At 61.9% G+C, this 23043-nt stretch carries 12 protein-coding genes and 2 riboswitches; of the genes, 5 read left to right on the top strand and 7 right to left on the bottom strand.

Going from position 1 to position 23043, the window contains the following annotated elements; all coding sequences use genetic code 11:
* Window positions 1-45: 45 nt before the first annotated feature.
* From TU82_RS21260 to TU82_RS21240, 5 genes are all read right to left on the bottom strand, one after another.
* Window positions 46-648 carry a vWA domain-containing protein gene (locus tag TU82_RS21260; RefSeq protein WP_057725184.1) on the bottom strand — a complete coding sequence of 201 codons (603 nt, stop codon included), beginning with the start codon at window positions 646-648 and terminating at the stop codon, window positions 46-48.
* 53 nt (window positions 649-701) lie between these two features.
* Window positions 702-1709 carry a magnesium chelatase ATPase subunit I gene (locus TU82_RS21255; protein ID WP_057725183.1) on the bottom strand — a complete coding sequence of 336 codons (1008 nt, stop codon included), beginning with the start codon at window positions 1707-1709 and terminating at the stop codon, window positions 702-704.
* Window positions 1709-5470: a cobaltochelatase subunit CobN gene (cobN, locus tag TU82_RS21250; RefSeq protein WP_057725182.1), complete on the bottom strand. Its 3762-nt coding sequence runs from the start codon at window positions 5468-5470 to the stop codon at window positions 1709-1711. Before cobN ends, TU82_RS21255 begins: the two co-directional genes overlap by 1 nt.
* 2 nt (window positions 5471-5472) lie before the next feature.
* A complete protein-coding gene (gene cobW, locus TU82_RS21245; RefSeq protein ID WP_057725181.1) occupies window positions 5473-6534 on the bottom strand; it encodes a cobalamin biosynthesis protein CobW in 1062 nt (353 codons plus the stop codon).
* A 93-nt stretch (window positions 6535-6627) separates the two neighbouring features.
* Window positions 6628-6826, bottom strand: a riboswitch (cobalamin riboswitch).
* A gap of 46 nt (window positions 6827-6872) precedes the next feature.
* Window positions 6873-8414 (bottom strand): M10 family metallopeptidase C-terminal domain-containing protein, encoded by a 1542-nt coding sequence (locus tag TU82_RS21240; protein WP_231982757.1) that lies wholly within the window; start codon window positions 8412-8414, stop codon window positions 6873-6875.
* Window positions 8415-8473: 59 nt separating this feature from the next.
* A riboswitch (cobalamin riboswitch) is annotated at window positions 8474-8701 on the top strand.
* A gap of 97 nt (window positions 8702-8798) precedes the next feature.
* On the opposite strand from TU82_RS21240, the gene TU82_RS21235 reads away from it, so the two are divergent.
* From TU82_RS21235 to cobM, 4 genes are read left to right on the top strand one after another with little or no spacing between them, the layout of a single operon-like run.
* The gene (locus TU82_RS21235) at window positions 8799-8987 is read left to right on the top strand and encodes a CbtB domain-containing protein (protein ID WP_057725180.1); all 189 of its coding nucleotides are present in this window, start codon (window positions 8799-8801) and stop codon (window positions 8985-8987) included.
* A gap of 10 nt (window positions 8988-8997) precedes the next feature.
* Complete coding sequence (locus tag TU82_RS21230) at window positions 8998-9702, top strand: CbtA family protein (RefSeq protein ID WP_057725179.1); 705 nt, start codon at window positions 8998-9000, stop codon at window positions 9700-9702.
* Window positions 9699-10121, top strand: a complete 423-nt coding sequence (locus tag TU82_RS21225; RefSeq protein ID WP_057725178.1) for a cobalamin biosynthesis protein — start codon at window positions 9699-9701, stop codon at window positions 10119-10121. The genes TU82_RS21230 and TU82_RS21225 overlap by 4 nt, the downstream gene beginning before the upstream one ends.
* Before the next feature lie 40 nt (window positions 10122-10161).
* On the top strand, window positions 10162-10911 hold the full coding sequence (gene cobM, locus TU82_RS21220) for a precorrin-4 C(11)-methyltransferase (RefSeq protein ID WP_057725177.1): 750 nt from the start codon (window positions 10162-10164) through the stop codon (window positions 10909-10911).
* 308 nt (window positions 10912-11219) lie between these two features.
* Here cobM and nfuA read toward each other — a convergent pair whose 3' ends face one another.
* Window positions 11220-11804, bottom strand: coding sequence for a Fe-S biogenesis protein NfuA (gene nfuA / locus TU82_RS21215; RefSeq protein WP_003173594.1), 585 nt, complete (start codon window positions 11802-11804; stop codon window positions 11220-11222).
* Between the two features lie 234 nt (window positions 11805-12038).
* Here nfuA and metH point away from each other — a divergent pair, with 234 nt between their 5' ends.
* Window positions 12039-15749 carry a methionine synthase gene (gene metH / locus TU82_RS21210; RefSeq protein ID WP_057725176.1) on the top strand — a complete coding sequence of 1237 codons (3711 nt, stop codon included), beginning with the start codon at window positions 12039-12041 and terminating at the stop codon, window positions 15747-15749.
* A 6-nt stretch (window positions 15750-15755) separates the two neighbouring features.
* Here metH and TU82_RS21205 read toward each other — a convergent pair whose 3' ends face one another.
* The gene (locus TU82_RS21205; RefSeq protein ID WP_072024042.1) at window positions 15756-22961 is read right to left on the bottom strand and encodes an NEL-type E3 ubiquitin ligase domain-containing protein; all 7206 of its coding nucleotides are present in this window, start codon (window positions 22959-22961) and stop codon (window positions 15756-15758) included.
* Window positions 22962-23043 lie beyond the last annotated feature (82 nt).

Here is a 23043-nt window from a genome sequence, read left to right as displayed (position 1 = left end):
TTCCCTGTGGGAGGGGGCTTGCCCCCGATGGCGGCTGGCCAGGCACTACACATCATCGATATGCCGATAATCCAGCTGCAGCCCGATAGCCAGCTCTCGCGCCCGCCCCAACCTGATCGGCCCGCGCTCGATATCCACCAGCCATCCCGGGCACGCCAGCGGCGGCAACCCATCGATCATCTTGAGCCGCCCATCGGTTATCACCAGCAAACGCTGCTGCTCTGCCGGGTAACGCTTGCGCCGCGCCACCAGCCAATTCCCCGCCTCGGTCAGGGCTGCCAGCAGCGGCGTACCGCCACCGGCGCCCAGTTGCTCAAGCCAGTCCGCCAGGCTTTTTGCCGCCTTCAAGCCCTGCACCTGCCACTGCGGCGCTCGCCCGCTGGCCGTCAGCAAGGCCAGGCGCGCCCTTTGCCGGTAGGCGTCATCGAACAATTGCGCCAACAGGCCCTTGGCATCGCTCAACGCCCGGTGTCGCCGGGTGGAAGCCGAGGCGTCGACAATCACCAGCCAGAGTTCATGGGCAGAGTGGCTGCGCAGATGCCAGCGTAAATCTTCACGGCGTTGCGGCCTGCCACCGAGCAAGGTGCAAGGCCAATTGATCCGGCCCTGTCCCGCGCTGCGCGCCTTGCCTTGCCTGCCGTTGTCCAATCGCCCCGCCTGGGGCCGGGCATCCGCCCCCGCGTCAGGTCGAGGGCGAATGCCTAGGGCTTTTTTGGCCAGGCGGGCACATCGCGGCGGGCGCCGGTGGGCAGGGCCGGCGCGGGCATATCGCCCCATTGGCCTTGGCCGGGCAAAGGGTTCGAGGCTTGCGGGGCTTGCGGGGCTTGGGCCTGACTGGGCGGGCTGGGCGCTGGTGCCTGCTCCTGGCGTCGATGACGCAAGGCAAATTCGGCGACCGCGTCTATATCTTGCTCGGCGATGGCCCCGGCCCCGCGCCAGGCGGCATGGGCCCTGGCACCGCGCAGCCACACAAGGTCGGCGCGCATCCCGTCCACGCCGGCGGCAAAGCAACGCTGGGTGATTTGTGCCAGGGCCTGGTCATCCAGCTCGATACGGTCCAGGCGCGCGCGCGCCTGGATGCAGCGTTCGCGCAAAGCGGCTTGCGGCTCGGCCCACCGTTCACAGAACGCGACGGGGTCACTGTCGAAATCCAGGCGGCGACGGATGATCTGGCCACGCTCGGCCGGCAATGTCTGCCCGCTCAAGGCCACATTGAAGCCAAAGCGGTCGAGCAACTGCGGGCGCAACTCCCCTTCCTCCGGGTTCATCGTACCGATCAGCACAAACCGCGCCGCATGCCGATGGGAGATGCCATCACGTTCGATCAGGTTAGTGCCGCTGGCGGCCACGTCGAGCAACAGGTCGACCAGGTGATCGGGCAGCAGGTTGACTTCATCGACGTACAACACGCCGCCATCGGCCTTGGCCAGCACGCCGGGGGAAAACTGCGCGCGGCCCTCGCCGAGCGCGGCGTCCAGGTCCAGGGTGCCGACCAGGCGTTCCTCGGTCGCGCCCAGGGGCAAGGTGACAAACTGCCCGCTGCCGAGCAGGTCCGCCAGGCCTCGGGCCAGGGTGGACTTGGCCATGCCGCGCGGACCTTCGATCAGTACACCGCCGATCCTGGGATCGATCGCATTCAGGCACAGCGCCAGTTTCAGCTCATCTGCGCCGACCACGGCGGCCAGCGGGAAATGCGCACTATCGGTCATCAGCTGTCTTCTTCCATATCCAGCAACAGGTTTTCCAACGCTTCGCGGTAGGCGCCCGGCGCTTGCCACATACCGCGCTGCTGGGCTTCGAGCATGCGTTCGGTCATGTCGCGCAGGGCGTCGGGGTTGTGCTGTTGCACAAACGCGCGAGTGTCTGGGTCGAGCAGGTAGGCGTCGGCGAGCAACGCGTATTGGTGATCGTCGATCAATGCGGTGGTGGCGTCGAAGGCGAACAGGTTGTCCACGGTCGCAGCCATTTCAAACGCGCCTTTATAGCCGTGACGCTTCACCCCTTCGATCCACTTCGGGTTGGCCGCACGGGAACGCACCACCCGATTGAGCTCTTCCTTCAAGGTGCGGATTTTCGGCAGGTCCGGCTGGCTGTGATCGCCATGATAGCTGGCGGCCTTGTCGCCGCTCAGGGTTTCCACGGCGGCGAGCATGCCGCCCTGGAATTGGTAGTAATCGTTGGAGTCGAGCACATCGTGCTCGCGGTTGTCCTGGTTCTGCAGCACCGCCTGCACCTGGCTCAGGCGCTGGGCGAATTGCCCACGGGCGGCGGTGCCTTCGTCGGCGCCGCCATAGGCGTAGCCGCCCCAGTTCAGATAGACCTCGGCCAGGTCCTCGCGGCTTTGCCACAGGCGACCGTCAATCGCGCCCTGCACGCCCGCGCCATAGGCGCCTGGCTTGGCGCCGAAAATGCGCCAACCGGCCTGTTTCGCCGCGACCTCTGCGTCCAGGCCCGACTCAAGCAGCGCCTGGCGCTCGCTGCGCACCTTGGCGGCCAATGGATTCATGTCGTCCGGCTCGTCGAGGGCCGCCACCGCCTGTACCGCCGCATCGAACAGGCGGATCAGGTTGGCAAACGCATCGCGAAAGAAGCCGGACACGCGCAGCGTCACGTCGACACGCGGACGATCCAGCAGACTGATCGGCAGAATCTCGAAGTCATCCACGCGCTGGCTGCCGGTGGCCCATACCGGACGCACGCCCATCAGCGCCATGGCCTGGGCGATATCGTCGCCACCGGTGCGCATGGTGGCAGTGCCCCACACTGACAGGCCCAATTGGCGCAGATGATCGCCATGGTCCTGCAGATGCCGTTCAAGCAGCAGATTGGCCGACTGGAAACCGATGCGCCAGGCCGTGGTGGTCGGCAGGTTGCGCACATCCACGGTGAAGAAGTTGCGCCCCGTGGGCAACACATCCAGGCGGCCGCGACTCGGCGCGCCACTGGGACCTGCCGGTACAAATCGACCACCCAGGGCGTCCAGCAGGCCGCGCATTTCCGCCGGGCCGCAGGCATCCAGGCGCGGCGCCACGACCATGCGCAGGCTTTCGACCACCGCCTTCACCTCTTCCCAGCCAGCTTCCTCCAGTTGCTCCAGCGGCCCCTCCAACGCCTGCTCGATCAAGCGCGTCGCGTAGAGTTCCAGGCGCTCGCGGGTGTCGCCGGCGGTGCGCCACACTTGCGCATCAAGCTGGCGCAACACCTCGGGCCGCCGCCCGGTCCACGGCTCTGCGAGCGCGCAGTCCAGTGGATCGAAACCCAGTTCGAACGCCTTGGCCAGCACCCGCAACAGGCTCGATTGCGCGCCACGGCCATCGCCACGGGGAATGCGCAGCAAGGCCAGCAAGGTATCGATACGCAAGCGCCCCGCCGGCGATTCGCCGAAGACATGCAGGCCGTCGCGGATCTGTGATTCCTTCAGGTCACACAGGTAGGTGTCCAGGCGCGGTAACCAGACGTCGGCATCGGCCTCGCCGTCCAGCTCGAGTTCCTGGTCGATACGGGTTTCGCGCACCAGCTTGAGAATGTCTTTCTGCAATTCCAGCGCGCGTCGCGGGTCGAGCAACTGCGCTTCGTAATATTCGTCGGCCAGCAATTCCAGGTCGCGCAGCGGGCCGTAGGTTTCGGCGCGGGTCAGGGGCGGCATCAGGTGGTCGATGATCACCGCCTGGGTGCGCCGCTTGGCCTGGGCGCCCTCGCCCGGGTCGTTGACGATAAAGGGGTAGATATTCGGCAGCGGGCCGAGCAGCACGTCCGGCCAACAGTTTTCCGACAGGCCCACGCCCTTGCCCGGCAGCCATTCGAGGTTGCCGTGCTTGCCCACATGAATCAGCGCATGGGCGCCGTAGGTCTGGCGCAACCAGAAGTAGAACGCCAGATAGCCGTGGGGCGGCACCAGGTCAGGATCGTGATACACCGCGCTCTGATCAACCTGATAACCCCGCGCCGGTTGAATCCCGACGAAGGTCTGGTCCAGGCGCAGGCCGGCGATCATCAGGCGGCCGTCGCGGCACATCGGGTCCTGATGCGGCGCACCCCAGCGCTCGAGTACAGCTTGACGATTGGCCTCGGGCAGGCACTGGAACATCACTGCATAGTCGTCCAGGCCCAGGCTTTGATGGCACGGGCGCAGGTCGAGGCTGTCCAGGTCGTTGGTGACACCGCCCAGCAAGGCGTGGATCAACGCGGTGCCGCTGTCCGGCAAGGTGGACGGCACTGGATACCCTTCGGCTTGCAAGGCGCGCAGGATGTTCAGCGCCGCCGCCGGCGTATCCAGGCCCACGCCGTTGCCGATACGGCCATCGCGGGTCGGGTAATTGGCCAGGATCAACGCGACGCGCTTTTGCGCATTCGGCAGCCGCGCCAACTCGACCCAGCGGCGCGCCAGGTCAGCGACAAAATCCATGCGCTCGGGCGCGGCGCGGTAGCACACCACGTCCGACTGGCTGCGTTCACTGCGCCAGGCCAGGTCCTTGAAGCTGATCGGCCGGCTGATAATGCGCCCGTCCAGCTCCGGCAAGGCAATGTGCATCGCCAGGTCGCGAGGGCCCAGGCCTTGTGCGCTGGCCTCCCAGCCGGGCTGGTTGTCCTGGGCGCAGATGGCCTGGATCACCGGGATATTGCGTCGGAATGGGCGCAGGTGCGGCGCTTCGGGGCTCGACTGGGCAAAGCCGGTGGTGTTCAGGATCACCGCCGCCTGTACTTCATCGAGCCAGTCTTCAACCACCGTCAGGCAACTGGCTTCTTTCAAACTGGCCACCGCGATTGGCAACGGGTTGAGGCCCGCCGCCTGCAAACGCTGGCAGAACACATCGATAAACCCGGTATTGGCGGCCTGCAGATGGGAGCGGTAGAACAGCACCGCCGCCACCGGCAAGTCCGCGCGCCAATCCGCCTGCCAGTGCTCAAGGCCGGCATTGGCGGTATGCGGGTGATAGATCGAGGTGCGCGGCAAGCTGTGCGGCTCGGTCCATGGGTAGTCGCGCCCGAGATAGCCACTGGCCAGGCAGCGATAGAAATCCAGCGCATTACCCAGGCCGCCCTGGCGCAGGAACTGCCACAGCCGGTCACGCTGCGCCGCGTCGACGGTGCTCAGGCCGCTGAGCTCCGGGTCCGGACGATCATCCCCCGGTACCAGAATCAGCGTGACGCCGCGCTCGGCCAATTCCACCAGGCGCTCGATGCCGTAGCGCCAATAACCGATGCCGCCATGCAAGGAAATCAAGATGACCTTGGCGTGGCGCAACACCTCATCGACGTACAGGTCGACGGAGGCGTGGTTCTGCACCTGCATCGGATTGGCCAGGCGCAGGCTGGGGTAATCCTCGGGCAGCTGCTGCGCCGCTTCGGCAAGCAGCGCCAGGCTGGAATCGCCGCTGCACAGGATCACCAGCTCAGCGGGGGTTTGGCCAAGGTCGGCAATATTGTCGTCCGCGACGAAGCCACCGGGTTGGGTCCTGAGCAGGTGCATGGTTAAACGCTGAGGGCGGCGCGCAGTTGCGCTTCTAGGCCGGCGGCATCCAGTTCCTGGCCAATCAGCACCAGGCGCGTGGTGCGGGCCTCGTCGGCGCCCCAGGCACGGTCGAAATGCTTGTCAAAACGCGTGCCCACGCCCTGGATCAGCAGGCGCATCGGTTTGTTCGGGATGGCGGCGAAGCCTTTGATGCGCAGGATGCCGTGCTGCACCACCAGTTGCGTCAGGGCATCGAGCAACAGGGCTTCGTCGGCTTGCGGCAGGTCGATGGAGATGGAGTCGAAAGCGTCGTGGTCGTGGTCGTCCTCACCGTCGTGGTGATGGTCGTGATGGCTGTGGCGCGCGTCGATATGCTCCTCGGAACCGGCGCCCAGGCCGATCAGCACGTCCAGTGGCAGGCGGCCGCTGCTGGCTTCGATGACTTTCACCGCCGGCGGCAGCTCCTCGGCTACTTCCAGGCGCACCCGGGCCAGGTCTTCGGCGCTGATCAGGTCGGCCTTGTTGAGGATCACCAGGTCGGCGCTGGCCAGCTGGTCGGCGAACAACTCGTGCAGGGGCGATTCATGGTCCAGGTTCGGATCGAGCTTGCGCTGGGCGTCGACCTGGTCGGGAAATGCGGCGAAGGTACCGGCGGCCACGGCCGGGCTGTCGACCACGGTGATCACCGCGTCCACGGTGCAGGCATTGCGGATTTCCGGCCATTGGAACGCCTGGACCAACGGCTTGGGCAGGGCCAGACCCGAGGTTTCGATGAGGATATGGTCAAGGTCGCCGCGCCGGGCCACCAGTTCGCGCATCACCGGAAAGAACTCTTCCTGCACGGTGCAGCACAGGCAGCCATTGGCCAGCTCATACACACGGCCATTGGCCTCTTCCTCGGTGCAACCGATGGAACACTGCTTGAGGATGTCACCGTCAATGCCCAGCTCGCCGAACTCATTGACGATCACCGCAATGCGACGGCCCTGGGCGTTGTCGAGCATATGGCGCAGCAACGTGGTTTTACCCGAGCCGAGAAAACCGGTAACGATGGTGACGGGGAGTTTGGCCAGTGTTTTCATCGGATGCCCTTTGGGGCGGGCATACGGGACGACAGGCTCTGCGACGGCGCACAGCAGCAGGTTTCGTCACCGGATCACCCCGCCCGGTTGAATTGAAAAATCGATTGCGAGGCAGGTCTCCTGGCTTGGGGCTTGCCGGTCTACGACCGGCGCCGGCTGCGCCTTCCCGCCGTATCGGCAGTGGCATTGCAGTCAGGTGAACCCTTCACAGTTGCGGGGGCAGCCGCGGCTTGTACCGCGTTCCCTTCTTAGCTTCGGCCGCAGCCGAAGAACCTCGAGCAGGCAAGGCTACGCAGTGCACGGCCGGCGGTCAATCTCCCGCAGCCGGGATGAAAGGTTCAGACGTAATGATAGCTGACAGGCACATCGCCAATAATGTCGGCATGCCTGATCTGCCCAAGGCTTTCGAGGTATAGATCAATCTCGCCATTGCCGGTCAAGTCGAGTACGACCCATGACTCGTTCGTGTGCGGATCGTAGCCCACGCCCACCTCGCCTGCCCGCCCGGTGAACTGGCTGACGAATGTCAGCGAGCGGATGTCATGTTTGCGCAACAGCGAGGAAATATCGATTTTGTCCTGACCACTGACAAAGTCCGTCACCTGATCCGGGGCGTACAACGTCGAATCATCGGCATTGTCGTATACGAACGTATCGCTGCCGGCTCCACCTCGCATGCGGTCCGCGCCGGCATTGCCCTTGAGGCGATTGTCGGCGTCATTTCCGATCAGCACGTCATTGCCCGAACCACCGATGGCGTTTTCCAGCATAACGCCCCTGGCAATGGACACATTGCCCTTCATCCCCCCTACATCGGAGAAGGACTCGGCGCGCAGGTTGATCACTTGGTTCTGATGATAGCCGGAGAAATCCAACGTATCGGTGCCACCCCCATCCCAGACGCAGAACACCGCACCGTCGCGGGATGAATTCAAGGACAGATCGTCTCTGAGGGTATTGGAGTTGAAACCGTAGGTAGTATCCGTATTGCGCGTCTGGTGGTTGGCACCAAAAACCTTCTGAGACCAGGCGATATCGGCTATTAATGGCGAGGAGGCGTATCGACCCTTGAAATCCTGATGGGTATTGCTTACGTCAAAATAGCTCATGATCGCAAAGGCCCGGCTGTCTTGTGCGTAAGCGGCATGCGTTTGGTAGGTGACCGGTCCGCGAGTGGCGTCATACTCACCGGTATGGGCGGCGCCCAGGGTGTGACCGATCTCGTGCGTGAGCGTTTGGCGCCCGAAGCCGTTGACCGTCGGTGCGTGGTTATCCCCATAGCGAGGGTTTATCCGCACCCGGCCCTGGTAATGTGAGAACACTGCATCCGCGACTGCCGGTGTCTTGTCGTTGACAAAGCGCAAGCGGCCTTCGGCACCAACGGCGTCTTCTTCAAAAGTAATGTTTGCAACATCCGCCCAGGATTGCATTGAACGCCTGGCCTGGGCTTTTTGTGTTTCATTGAACTTACTTTCGTTGGCGGCAACTTCATTGAACGTATAAGAAAGCTGCGTTATTCCATCGCCATTACTGTCTTTCAACCGACGCCCCCTGCGATCGATCTGGTGGGCCATATCGGTCAGCGCCCAAGCGGGTTTGTGAAAGGTGGCGCGCGAATATGGATCATCGGCGCGCAGGGTACTGTCCCCAGGCACAGCGGCGTTGGCGCTGGGGGACTGTTGCTGGGGCTCTGCCAACTTTTGCAATTGATCTGCCTGTTCGAAAACACGACCCGAATTAAAACCGGCGCGGGATACACTTGTCATAAAAAAGCCTCGCAAAGTGAATGACACATCAACATTTGAGAGGCGCAGCTTCCAATAAGGAATAATTGAAATAAAGCGTGCCAGCCACGTAAACCAATTACAGATATTGCCCATCCGCTATCAACTCAGCGCCCGCCCCCGCCTCAATTGACGCCCAGGCCTGCGCGTGTTTTCCTATGCAACTTGTTTCGGGTGCCCTTCACAGGGTGAAACGGGAAACCGGTGAGTCATACGTTGTTCGATCGACGGCATGACAAGTCCGGTGCTGCCCCCGCAACGGTAAGCGAGCGAAGCGTCAAATCCACTGTGCCTGTGCATGGGAAGGAGATGCTTTTGAGGATGACTCTTTCAAGAGTCGCCCCCTCGCAAGCCCGGAGACCGGCCCGAAAATTCAGATAACAAACCCGCGGTGGGCGGGCGCTGTTCAGAACCCTGCGTGCCCGGCTCGCGGGTTTTTCATGCGCTCGTTTCACTCAAGACACCTGAAAGGGACGCGCCATGTCGATCACCCGCAGCACCTCGCACGCCGCCAGCAGCACCTCCACACTGAGCCAACGCCTGAGCGCCGCCATCGGCGCGTCGATCCTCGGCGCCTGCCTGGTGTACTTCGCCGGCTTCTCGCATATCGAGGCAGTGCACAATGCTGCCCATGATACCCGCCACAGCGCCGCGTTCCCGTGCCACTGAGGCCTGCCAGATGATCAAGCGTATTGCGCAGACTGCGGGTTTCACCGGGCTTTTCGCTGCCTTGTTGCTGACCCTTTTGCAAAGCTTCTGGGTCGCTCCGCTGATATTGCAGGCGGAAACCTTCGAAAAGGCTCCCTCAGCCGCCGAAGCCCCACATGAACACGTCGCAGGCGCGCCTGCACACACCCATGACGCCCAGGCCTGGGAGCCGCAGGACGGCTGGCAACGGGTGTTGTCCACCACCGGTGGCAACTTGGTCGTGGCGGTCGGATTCGCGCTGATGCTGGCCGGGCTCTACACGCTGCGTGCACCCACCCGCACGGCCCAAGGTTTGCTGTGGGGCCTGGCCGGTTACGCGACCTTCGTACTCGCTCCCACCTTGGGCCTGCCACCGGAATTGCCGGGTACCGCCGCCGCCGATCTGGCACAGCGCCAGATCTGGTGGGTCGGCACCGCCGCCTCGACGGCTGCGGGCATTGCGTTGCTGGTGTTCGGGCGCAACGGGTTGCTGAAAGGGTTGGGCATGGCGATTCTTGTGGTGCCCCACGTGATCGGCGCACCGCAACCCGAGGTGCATTCGATGCTGGCACCGCAAGCCCTCGAAACCCAGTTCAAGATCGCGTCGCAGTTGACCAATGTTGCGTTCTGGCTGGCTCTGGGCTTGATCAGCGCCTGGCTGTTCCGCCGGCACCGCGACGACTCATACTCGGCATGACCCTGGTCGTCGGCCTCGGTTGTCAGCGCGATTGTGGTGTCCAGGCGCTGCTGGCGCTGGTTGACAGCGCGCTCGCCGAGGCCGGCATCGACCGCCAGCGTATCAGCGCGCTGGCAAGCATTGAGCGCAAACAGGCCGAGCCCGGGCTTTTGGCACTGGCTCAGATCCTGAATGTGCCGCTGCTGTGTTTCAGTGCCGCGCACCTGAGCGCTTATGAAGACCGCCTGAGCCACAAATCCGCCGTCGCCTTTGCCCATACCCAGTGTCATGGGGTTGCCGAAAGCGCCGCCCTGGCCCTGGTCGAGCATCTCGCCGGCGCCCCTGCCCGGCTGCTGGTCACTCGCCGCAAAAGCGTACAGGCCACCTTTGCATTGGCCGGCGTCGACGCGAACCCGGATAATCACCGCACCCGATCTTGAGCATTGTTCATGCTCATGCGCACTCCCACAGGAATCTTGCATGACCGTCTACTTCATCGGCGCAGGCCCCGGCGACCCGGAACTGATCACCGTCAAAGGCCAGCGGCTGATCCGCAGTTGCCCGGTGATCATCTATGCCGGCTCGCTGGTGCCCGCCGCGGTGCTGGAAGGCCATCAGGCGCAGCAGGTGGTCAACAGCGCCCACTTGCACCTGGAACAGATCATCGAACTGATCAAGGCGGCCCATGCCAAAGGCCAGGACGTCGCGCGCGTACATTCGGGCGACCCCAGCCTTTACGGGGCGATCGGCGAACAGATTCGCCACTTGCGTGAACTGGGCATCCCTTTTCAGATCATTCCGGGGGTCACGGCGGTCGCGGCTTGCGCCGCGCTGCTGGAAACCGAATTGACCCTGCCGGATATCGCGCAGAGCGTGATACTGACCCGTTATGCCGACAAGACCCCCATGCCCGCCGGCGAGGATTTCGACAGCCTGGCGCGACATGGCACCACCATGGCGATTCACCTGGGGGTCAGTCATCTGGAACACATCGTTGCCCAACTGCTGCCGCACTACAGCGCGGACTGCCCGATTGCCGTGGTGCACAGGGCGACCTGGCCGGACCAGGATTGGGCCATTGGCACGCTTGAGGATATTGTCGAAAAGGTTGAGGCAAAAGGTTTTCGGCGTACCGCACTGATCCTGGTGGGCCGCGTGCTGACTAATGACAGCTTCAGCGAGTCATCGCTCTACCGTGCCGGCCATGCCCACCTCTATCGCCCCGGATAAACACCGTCAAAACTGTGGGAGGGGGGCTTGCCCTAATGTCAGACAGTTAAGGCTTTTTGTAGGAGCGAGCTTGCTCGCGAAAAACTCACAGGCACCGCGTTCATTCAGGAAGCACGCGTTATCGCTGACGTTTTTCGCGAGCAAGCTCGCTCCTACAGAAGGAGGCGTACGCTTAACTGAATGGCATTAGGGCTTGCCCCCTCCCACAATTAATCTTCTGTGCCAGGAATATCGTGCAAACCGTTGAAAAAAATCAATAAAAAACGGCGCTCACGGGCGCCGTTTTTTGTTCGCAGTGAACGCCTTACTCAGTAGTAGGCGTTTTCTTTCTGCGTGTGGTCGGTCACGTCACGTACACCCTTGAGCTCCGGAATGCGCTCGAGCAGGGTACGCTCGATGCCTTCGCGCAGGGTCACGTCCGCCTGGCCGCAGCCCTGGCAGCCGCCACCGAACTTCAGCACGGCGATACCGTCCTCCACCACGTCGATCAGGCTCACCTGACCGCCGTGGCTGGCCAGCCCCGGGTTGATCTCGGTTTGCAGGTAATAGTTGATGCGCTCGTTGACCGGGCTGTCGGCGTTGACGTTCGGCACCTTGGCGTTCGGCGCCTTGATGGTCAACTGGCCGCCCATGCGATCGGTGGCGTAGTCGACTACGGCGTCGTCAAGGAAGGCTTCGCTGAAGGCATCGATGTAGGCGGTAAAGCTTTTCAGCCCCAGGGCGGTGTCTTCAGGTTTCTCTTCCCCGGGCTTGCAGTAGGCAATGCACGTCTCGGCGTACTGGGTGCCGGGCTGGGTGATAAAGACGCGGATGCCGATGCCTGGGGTGTTCTGCTTGGACAGCAGGTCAGCCAGGTAATCGTGGGCGGCGTCGGTAATGGTTATGGCAGTCATGGAAACTCCTCACAGGCTTGCCCGCAGTTTACGCCAAATTATTACGCAGGTACAAAGTCCCAGTGTTTTTGTCGGAAAAGGCCAACTGTCGCTGTCACCGGTTACGTCGCGGCGGCTCCACCGAGCCACCGCAGCCTGAACATGAGCGATATTCATGCAGAATCCCGCGCGCTCAAATCCGGCACAGGTTTGTTATCATTCATGTCCTCCGTAATGCCTGACCAGAGTAGTCCCATGTCCGATCGTAGCGCTCGTGTGCAAGCCCTTCACCACGCCCTCAAGGAACGTATCCTGATCCTGGACGGTGGTATGGGCACGATGATCCAGAGCTACAAGCTCGAGGAACAGGACTACCGTGGCAAACGCTTCGCCGACTGGCCGAGCGACGTCAAGGGCAACAACGACCTGCTGGTGCTCACCCGCCCCGATGTCATCGGTGGGATCGAAAAGGCCTACTTGGACGCCGGTGCGGACATTCTCGAGACCAACACCTTCAACGCCACGCGCATCTCCATGGCCGACTACGGCATGGAAGAACTGGCCTATGAACTGAACGTGGAAGGCGCACGCCTGGCACGCAAGGTGGCCGACGCCAAAACCCTCGAGAACCCGGCCAAGCCACGTTTCGTCGCCGGCGTACTCGGGCCGACCAGCCGTACCTGCTCGCTGTCGCCGGACGTGAACAATCCCGGCTACCGCAACGTGACCTTCGATGAACTGGTGGAAAACTACACTGAGGCCACCAAGGGCCTGATCGAGGGCGGCGCCGACCTGATCCTGATCGAAACCATCTTCGATACGCTCAACGCCAAGGCCGCGATTTTTGCCGTACAAGGGGTGTTCGAGGAACTGGGCGTGGAACTGCCGATCATGATTTCCGGCACTATTACCGACGCCTCCGGCCGTACCCTGTCCGGCCAGACCACCGAAGCGTTCTGGAACTCCGTGGCCCACGCCAAGCCGATTTCCGTGGGGCTGAACTGCGCCCTGGGCGCCAGCGAACTGCGTCCGTACCTGGAGGAGTTGTCCAACAAGGCCAACACCCATGTGTCTGCGCACCCCAACGCCGGCCTGCCCAACGAATTCGGCGAGTATGATGAATTGCCGTCGGAAACCGCCAAGGTTATCGAAGAGTTCGCCCAAAGCGGCTTCCTCAATATCGTCGGCGGCTGCTGCGGCACCACGCCGGGCCATATCGAGGCCATCGCCAAGGCCGTGGCCGGTTATGCGCCGCGCCCGATCCCGGACATCCCCAAGGCTTGCCGCCTGTCGGGCCTGGAGCCGTTCACCATCGATCGCAGCTCGTTGTTCGTCAACGTCGGCGAGCGCACCAACATCACCGGTTCCGCACGCTTTGCCCGCCTGATCCGTGAAGACAACTACACCGAAGCCCTCGAAGTCGCCCTGCAGCAGGTGGAAGCCGGCGCGCAGGTGATCGACATCAACATGGACGAGGGCATGCTGGATTCGAAGAAGGCCATGGTGACCTTCCTCAACCTGATCGCCGGCGAGCCGGACATCTCCCGCGTGCCGATCATGATCGACTCCTCCAAGTGGGAAGTAATCGAGGCCGGCCTCAAGTGCATCCAGGGCAAGGGCATCGTCAACTCCATCAGCATGAAGGAAGGCGTGGAGCAGTTCATTCACCACGCCAAGCTGTGCAAGCGCTACGGCGCGGCCGTGGTGGTGATGGCCTTCGACGAAGCCGGCCAGGCCGACACCGAAGCGCGCAAGAAAGAAATCTGCAAACGCTCCTACGACATTCTGGTCAATGAAGTCGGCTTCCCGCCGGAAGACATCATCTTCGACCCGAACATCTTCGCGGTCGCCACCGGCATCGAAGAGCACAACAACTATGCCGTCGACTTCATCAATGCCTGTGCCTATATCCGTGACGAACTGCCCTACGCGCTGACCTCCGGTGGCGTGTCCAACGTGTCGTTCTCGTTCCGCGGCAACAACCCTGTGCGCGAGGCGATCCACTCGGTGTTCCTGCTGTATGCGATCCGCAACGGCCTGACCATGGGTATCGTCAACGCCGGCCAGCTGGAGATCTACGACCAGATCCCGGCCGAGCTGCGCGATGCGGTGGAAGACGTGGTGCTCAACCGCACCCCGGACGGCACCGACGCCCTCCTCGCCATCGCCGATAAGTACAAGGGCGACGGCAGCGTCAAGGAAGCCGAGACCGAAGAGTGGCGCGGCTGGCCGGTGAACAAGCGCCTGGAACACGCGCTGGTCAAGGGCATTACCACGCACATTGTCGAAGACACCGAGGAATCCCGACAGTCGTTCGCGCGCCCGATCGAAGTGATCGAAGGCCCGCTGATGTCCGGCATGAACATCGTCGGCGACCTGTTTGGCGCCGGTAAGATGTTCCTGCCCCAGGTGGTCAAGTCCGCCCGCGTGATGAAGCAGGCCGTGGCTCACCTGATCCCGTTCATCGAGCTGGAAAAAGGCGACAAGCCCGAAGCCAAGGGCAAGATTCTGATGGCCACGGTCAAGGGTGACGTGCACGACATCGGCAAGAACATCGTCGGCGTGGTGCTCGGTTGCAACGGCTATGACATTGTCGACCTGGGCGTGATGGTGCCGGCCGAGAAGATCCTGCAGGTCGCCAGGGAGCAGAAGTGCGACATCATTGGCCTGTCCGGCCTGATCACGCCATCGCTGGACGAGATGGTGCATGTGGCCCGCGAGATGCAGCGCCAGGACTTCCACCTGCCGCTGATGATCGGTGGCGCAACCACCTCCAAGGCGCATACGGCGGTGAAGATCGAACCCAAATACAGCAATGACGCGGTGATCTACGTCACCGATGCCTCCCGCGCCGTGGGCGTGGCCACCCAGTTGCTGTCCAAGGAATTGAAGGCCGGTTTCGTCGAGAAGACCCGCCTGGAATATATCGACGTACGTGAGCGCACCTCCAACCGCAGCGCTCGCACCGAGCGCCTGAGCTACCCGGCGGCGATCGCCAAGAAGCCGCAGTTCGACTGGAGCAGCTACACCCCGGTCAAACCGACCTTTACCGGCGCCAAGGTGCTGGACAATATCGACCTCAACGTCCTGGCCGATTACATCGACTGGACGCCGTTCTTCATCTCCTGGGACCTGGCCGGCAAATTCCCGCGCATCCTCACCGATGAAGTGGTGGGTGAAGCCGCCACGGCGCTGTATGCCGACGCCCGGGAAATGCTCAGGAAACTGATCGACGAAAAGCTCATCAGCGCCCGTGCGGTGTTCGGCTTCTGGCCGGCCAACCAGGTGCAGGACGATGACCTGGAAGTCTACGGCGACGACGGCCAGCCCATCGCCAAACTGCATCACCTGCGCCAGCAGATCATCAAGACAGACGGCAAGCCGAACTTCTCCCTGGCCGACTTCGTGGCGCCCAGGGACAGCGGCGTGACCGACTATATCGGTGGTTTCATCACCACCGCCGGCATCGGCGCCGAGGAAGTCGCCAAGGCTTACCAGGACGCCGGTGATGACTATAACTCGATCATGGTCAAGGCCCTGGCCGACCGCCTGGCCGAGGCCTGCGCCGAATGGCTGCACCAGCAAGTGCGCAAGAATTACTGGGGTTACGCCAGGGACGAGCAACTGGACAACGATGCGCTGATCAAGGAGCAATACAGCGGCATCCGCCCTGCCCCCGGCTACCCGGCGTGCCCGGACCACACCGAAAAAGCCCAGCTGTTCCAACTGCTCGATCCCGAGGCCCGTGAAATGCAGGCCGGGCGCAGCGGTGTGTTTCTCACCGAGCACTATGCGATGTTCCCGGCCGCTGCGGTCAGCGGTTGGTATTTTGCCCACCCGCAGGCGCAGTATTTTGCGGTGGGCAAAGTCGACAAGGACCAGGTCGCCAGCTATACCGCACGCAAAGGCCAGGACCTCGGCGTTACCGAGCGCTGGCTGGCGCCGAACCTGGGTTACGACAACTGAGAACCGCTACTGCCGCGTCGACGGCCCAGGCTGAAGCGACTCAGCCCTGGGCAGTGGCGGTACGGCGCTGGTTACCTCGAACGCCTGCACCTCCTTGCGCGACAAATCCAGCAGCAACTGCGCCCGCGCACTGCCTCGGTCAAACTCCAACCGGGTTATGGCCGCATCGTAGCGCTGCTGGCTGTCGGTGCCCGGCTGCCGGTCGGCATATTCGTCCTCCACGGCTTCATGGCGCCTGGCGGCGTCGCTCTGCAATGCCTCGAACTCATCGGGGTAGCGCTCCTGCAGGTAACTGATCCAATAGTCACGGGCAACCAGGCTTTCATAAAACCTGTCGGATGCTTCTGCCGTGAGCACCAGGTTACGGGCGTCAGTCAATACCTGCCCACTGATCACTCGACCAAATGACATATAGGTAGGTTGCCCTGGCAGCTCCAGCCCATCCGGCCAGCCGCGGGTCATGCCGATCCGGTACTCCAAGCGCACCTCGGCGCGGTCTCGTCCAATCGCATTGCGTTCGGCCAAGGTATCGACCTGGTCCAGCCGGAACAATTGCCGGGATAGCGTCAACAAACGCTGGCCTCTGAGCCTGAGGTTGCTGGTTGGAACCTGGTTCAGCACATCCGCCTCGAATACCAGCACTTCCATTGAGCTGAAGGTAAGAATACGCCCATCGATACAGGTGCCATGGGTTTCAGCGGCGACGAACAACGGCTCGCGCATCTGCACACTGTCGGCAGCCCCTTCAATCACCCGCCATACCCGCCGGGTAAGGTCGGCACCGGCGAAGCGGTACTCATCCGTGTCACGTAGTCGTTCAAGCAAATGGAAGAAGCGCTCATGGCCCGGTTCCTGGGCCAATTGCTGCCACAACTGCCGTCTGGAGGCGTTCAGGGCGGCAGGTGATTGTGCCAGCCAGGATGTCAGCACAGCCTCCCCCGCATCCCCGTGTGGGTCTTGAATGGTTTCCAGGGGAGCGTAGCGTGCATCGTCGTCCTCGCTGTCATTGCCTCCATCGCTGCTATCCGTGTCAGAGGCCTCTCGCGGATAACCCTCAATCCAGCCCTCAATGTCGCTGCTGCTCCATCCCATCACTGCGCTATTGCCATGGCGAACGCTATAGCGTCGCAGTTGCTGAAGACTTTCAAGTGAAATCCGTTCGTTCTCGGAAAAGTCCGTCCCCATCACCAACGCGTGGTGACTGCCATCGAGCAAGTTACTGGGGAAATCCTCAAGGTCATTCCCACTGAGGTTCAATGTTCGCAGGTTGCGCGCTTGCAGCGTGCCCCGCGGCCATGACGTCAGACCATTGTAACTAAGGTCCAGGCTCTCAAGCTGAGTGAAGGCTTGGACGCTGAACTCACGCAGGTCGTTTCTGCCCAGATCCAACCGACGCACGCGTTCGCCACCCAAGAGACGGTACAGGGGTTCGGGATCGGCAATGTTGTTTGCAGTCAACTCCAGCGCCTCAAGCCGAGCCATGCTCCCCACCGCTTCGGGAAGCGCCGATAGGCCATTACCGCTCAGAACCAGATTGCGCAGCGCGGGAAAGCTATTGAGAAAGCCCTCTGCACTCGACACGGAACACCGCACACCGGTCATATCCAACGTGTGAACGTGGTTGAACTGCACCGTCAACTCTGGCAGGTTTTCCGCTTGCAGGCCACGCAGGCTCAGTTCATAACCGGCTTCGGCCGACACGCCGGTTTGCCAGCACTCAATGATCCTGAGTGCCATATTTCGACGCTGTTCAGCCGCCAGGCTGATGTCCGGGCCGGGTAATTCGCGGGTATACAGCCAGCCGTTGAGCTGACGCGTCAGCGTACTGAACTCCTGATGCCAGCCGCTCAACAGGCTGTCTATTTGTGCATCACTCATCCCACCCTGGCGCAGTTGCTCGAACCATTGCAGCGCCTTTTCTTCGCTCACAACGGGGCTCAGTTGTTGCAGGCGACTGACAAAGCCCTCGGAACCTCCACCCACTGGGATCGACTCAGGCAATGGCAACAGATAACGCGCCATCGTTGAGCCGGTTTCCTGCGGGGGAAATACAGTGGGCAACGTTTGCCGTTCAAAACGCGTAATTGCGCCCGGTGGCAAACCCTGGACATCCTCGACCCGCTCACGCGCCGATTGCAGCGCCGCCTCAGCCTCTGTACTGAAACGGTTGCCTGCCAGGTTGGTGTTCATCAACAGCGCGTCATTGGCGAGCACTTGAGACGGCAGCGTCACCAGCTGATTGTCGCGAAGGTCCAGCCAGGTCAATCGCGCCAGGTTTTCGGCACCGCTCGGCCAGGCCCGCAATTGCGTGCCGCGCAGATTCAGCGCCCGAAGCCGGGTCAACGCGCTGACATCCACGCCAGTGAGCGGGTTGCTGTTACGGCTCAGATCCAGCACTTGCAGGCTACCGATTTCATTGAGCGATGCCTGGAGCGCCGGCATGACCAGATCGTTATTCGCCAGTTCAAGCCGGCTCAAGGCTGGAAGATCGCCCCCGCGAATGGGGATTTCGCTCAAGCCAAGCCCGTTGAGCCCAAGAGTTTGCGTGCCGCTGAACGCGCGAAGAAAACCACGGGTCTGCGCGCTGGGCGCTCCCCTGCAATTGAGGCGTAACGTACGTACATGACCAAAACTTGCGGCGGGTAATTGCGGCAGTTCAACGGCATCGATCGGCAACAGCGTGTCGGTCCCTTGAAGGCTCGGCGCAGGCAGTTCGAGCACCGATGATTGGCCTGGCAGTCCATGACGTTCGCCCACCTGCGCCCACCAATTGGTTTCCAGATCGCTGACCAGTTGAGCACCGGGCCCGGCCTCCCATGCCGTTGAGCGTAATCTGAGGCGCCGCACGGCATTGGCCGATGAGTAGTAAAAACGGGCGAAAATGTCGTTGTATTGTTGGCTAAGGTCCTCGATGACAGCCAACCGTGCTTGCGGGGCCTGCACGCCGGCCATGATCTTATCGTGCAGTGAATACCTCAAGCGTGCACCAACGCCGAGAAACTCCAGCTCTCCCCTGGTGTAGGCACTGACCATCTGGTGCAAGTCCACCAAATGCCCGTATTCGCCCGCATAGGTCCTGACATACTCATAGGCTGGCCTGAACGTCTCCAGAGAAAACCTTGACCAGTCCATCGACAGCCCCGCCCACAACTGCTCATGCCCGCTGTACAGCGTGCCTGGGAGCGCACTGATTGCGGTGTGGCTCAAATCCAGGCGCCTCAGGCGAGGCAGGTTCTCGAGATTGGCCGGCCACTGCGACAGACCGATCGGGGCCTCGATTTGCAGCCGCTCCAACTGCACCAACGCATCCAGGTCCAGGCTGTTGAGTGCGGTTGCAGAAAAACCGCGGTAATCGATATGCAACGCCTCCAGCGAAGTCAGGCCGCTGAGTCTGGTGAAAAATTCCGGCGCCAGTTGCTGTGTCGCCGTGCCGAACTTCAACCTTGTGAGACTGCTCATCCTGGTTACGGCAGGGGGCAAGGTCGTCAGGGACAATCTGCGAACTCCCGTGACCGGCTCCCATAATTGGACAGTGTCTCCAATAGACAGGGTTTGTACATTAGGGAAGCGCGTCAGGAAAGCGTCCATGTCTGCATCATTCATGCGCTTTCCGACCACCGACAATTCCCGAATATGGGAGAAATCAGCCATTAAGGGCGGCAGATGCTCGTCCACATTGAGGTGCAAGCGATCAGCATTGCTCACCTTCCCCGCCAACGGCTCCCTGCGCCAGGCATCCTTGAGTTGCAGAGCCATGTTGGATCTGTAAGTGTGCGACAAATCGCCGAAAAGCGTGCTGCGTTGAGGTCCGACCCACTCGTCAAGCGTCGACACCAACTCGGTGTATTCACGTTGCCGGTTTTGCAAATGGTTGAATATGGCCTTGTTATCCTTGCCCAGCGCACGCAGTTGCAGGATGTAATCCTCGGCCTGAGCATCGTTCAGGCCATACAACGCTTGCGCTCGTGACTCCAGGCTCGCGCTCAGGCCCTGGCCTCGCCCGCTGGCGTAATACCCCACCAATTTGTCATTGATGCGTACCGGCGGCTTGAACCCCTTGCGTTGCGGCTCGAGCAATCGTGGCGTGTCGCTGCGATACCGCTGCGCGTACTCGATGATTTTTTCCCGCAGTTGCGCGCTCTGACCGACCTGCGCAACCCCCAGCCCGCGACGCGCGTCGTCCGGCATGGCATGCATCAGCGAGGCATAAAAATTATCGCCCTGCGTGGGCACGCTATTGAGTTCTTCTCCACGTTCATTGAACGCCTGGAAGCGCGGGCCTTTTTTTACCAGGTACTTCTTGTCCCGTGCCGTGACACTACCGATGCTGTCCAGCACAGAGCCGCTCACGCTGGCGTCGCGAACCTCCAGGCGCAACGTGTCCGGCCAACCCGGCAGCTTTTCCAGGGTATGCAGCGCCAGCCGGCGGCTGTCCGCCGAGGCCATGGTATCGCTCCACAAGCCCGCGTACGCACGGGTCTGTCGACCTTGGAGCGCGTACCAGCGTGCCTCCTCCAGCAGGGTCAAAGGCACCCGGCGTGTCGCCTCCAGGCGTTTCAGATCATCCGGGGAGGCATGGGCCAATGTTTCTTCGGCAGCTGCCACGCTAAGTCCGGGGCACGTGCGCTGCAGCAGCCGTACCTGGGTATCGAGCGGCTCGGTACCGGCGTAAATGCTGTCGAAAATCGCCGGTTTGCGGGTCTGGGCATAATCTGCGAGTTGCTTGCGCAACTCTTGCGGCCTCAAGTCCGGCACGCGTGCGCCCTCGCCCCCCAACAGGCCCGTCACTTGCGTTTCGTCCAATGCCGCCAGAATAACCGTTGGCAACTGCCCGCCAAGGACATCGGCACGGGTAATACGGATGGGTGCCTTAGCCATGCCACCACGGAGCGGGCGCTCGGAACCGTACTGCACGGATTTCCCGGTGAACTCAGCCCCCTCGAACACTTCAAGCGTCCTCGCCTTCGGCCAGCGTGGCATTTCGGCCACCAGCGGCAATGCAAACAGATAACGATCGTCGATCGGCTGACTGCCTCGCAGTTGCTCTAGGACTTGCGCACTGCCCGCGTCGGCTTTGAACAAGCGCATGGCGTCCAGCAGTTCAGGGGGAGGCGCCGCGAGATCAGTGTGCATTTTACGCAAGGCGCTGTCGCTGACGCCGCTGACATCCGCCACCTTGAGCAACTGCGCATCGGAAAAAGCCTCGGTTTCATGGCCTATGCGCCGTAACAGGGTCAGGCGGTCCCAGTCGGCAGGCCGTTCCAGGGTATGACGCCACGCACCGCGACCATTACTTTGAAGGATCGGTTGATACGCTTGCGAATCAGTCGGGTGCTTGATGCGCCACTGCTTGATCGACTCATCGAAGACCTGCTCATAAACCTGGTCGCCCTGACGCATATAGGTCTTGCCATCGAGCTTGTATTGCCCGCTTGTGTTGGGAACTGCGCCGGCATCCAGTGCAACGGGGCTTTCGTAGCCTCGCAGGTCGGGCTTCCAGAGACGGGTTTGGCCATTGGGCAAGGTGACGGAACTGAGGTTTTCAAGCACCGGTTCGGCCTTGACGGCCCTGAACTTGCTCACCGCCGCCCCCACACCCGCCATCACAGCGATCTGGGCCAGATTTTCCGCCACGTCGATCAGGTGCGCCTTGGCCGCGCGCTTGTCGCCCTCGGCCCACTCCACCGTGCCTTCCACGGTTTCGGCCAGCAATTGCGCGGCCATCACCGCGATCATGATTTCACCCAATACGGGTACGAACATCGAGACCACATTCAGCGCCAGCATGCCGACTTCCAGCAAGTGCGCCAGTTTGGCGTCCCGCGCCTTTGCATCGACATCGGCGGTGGGCACCGCGTGCGCACGGGCGTCTGCCAGGAGCTTGTCACGCTGTTTTTCGTAAAGAAAAGGAAGAAGATCCAGGTTGGCGGTCCAGATGCCTCCCGCGCGGTAAGGCATCATGCTGCCAGGCGCCAGGTAAGGATCGCTGACCGGCTCCCTCTTCGCAGACTTTTCAGGCGGCAGTTCTTTGATGCGTGTCAGCGGCGACATCCCTGTGATGATTTCCACGAACTTTCGCCAAGGCGAGTCAAACGGACCCCTTGGAGAATCAGATGTTTGTTGCGTGAACTGACTGAAGTAATACGGCCGCTGTTCGTAGGGCACGAACTGACTGAAGAAGCGCTGGTAAGCCGTTGGAGCCGGATCACCGGCTACCATCCCCTCGCGGGCGGTGAACAGGCGCTTGAATTCGTCGCGCATCTGCTGCCGGGTGTAGCGTTTGAGTGGGTGCGCCGGATCATGCGGGATGTAGAGAATCAACTCGTCGCTGTACCTGTCACCGATTGCAAAATACACACAGCCGGTCAGCCTTTTTTTCATCAGGCTCATGTCCTGGATCCACACCCGCTTCTCCCCGATCGTGAGATAGAGTTCGCCGCCGATCGCCGAGAGGATCATGGCGTGATCCGCAGGCTGAATATCCCCGGTCGCCAAGGCGTAGTCGGCGGCGGCTTTCATCGTCGCTTTCTGGCTGGCGATAAAATGCTGGCGAAGGAGCGGTTCGGGGCTTGTGTCGACCGGCTCGAAAAAACCCTTCAGGTAGGTTTGATACTGCGCCCCGATATCGAGGCTACGGCACAAGGTCATGAACCGGCTGATTGTCAGGTTGACGACCGTCGTCTCGAAGGTGCCGGGTGTGTCCGTTTCCAGCACATAACCCGAGGTGGAGTGGTACGCGCCCGGTTTGCATTCCCAGGCTTCAAAGTTATGCAAAGCGGCCTGCAGCATCGATAGTTTCAGGAGTTCGAACGAGTCCAGCTCAACATTAAAAACACCGATTTGCAGCGGACGTCGCAGGCACAGGAAGGTCTTGTCGACATCGACTTCCAGCTGGTGCTGGTCTTTCAGCGCCTTGAGCAATAATGGCCGGGCGAATGCCTCGACGTCCAGGAACGTCGACATGGTCTGGTCCAGTTGAACCTGGGCTATCGCGCCGGCCTTGACGCTCGCGTTGACGGCCAGGCGTTGTTCGGGGGTGAAATTCTTGTAGGCCGGCGGCAAAACCGGCGCGGTTTGTTTCAGCGTCAGGCGGCGGGCAGGTGTAGCGTCCACCAGCCACTGGGGCACGGCTTTCTCGAGAAAGTCAGCGTGAATACTCTTGGTGGCCGGCGGCGGCTTGCCAGTCGTGGCGCGCGTGGGTGAATCGGACATGCTGTCACTCCTGTGATTTGGAGTGACAGCACATCACCGTTAAAACCCTGGCCGGTGGTGAATATTTAGTGAGCTCGCACCG

Origin of the sequence: Pseudomonas orientalis (genome assembly GCF_001439815.1) — a bacterium.
Classification (GTDB): Bacteria; Pseudomonadota; Gammaproteobacteria; order Pseudomonadales; family Pseudomonadaceae; genus Aquipseudomonas; species Aquipseudomonas orientalis.
This window is presented reverse-complemented; position numbering and strand designations above follow the sequence as displayed.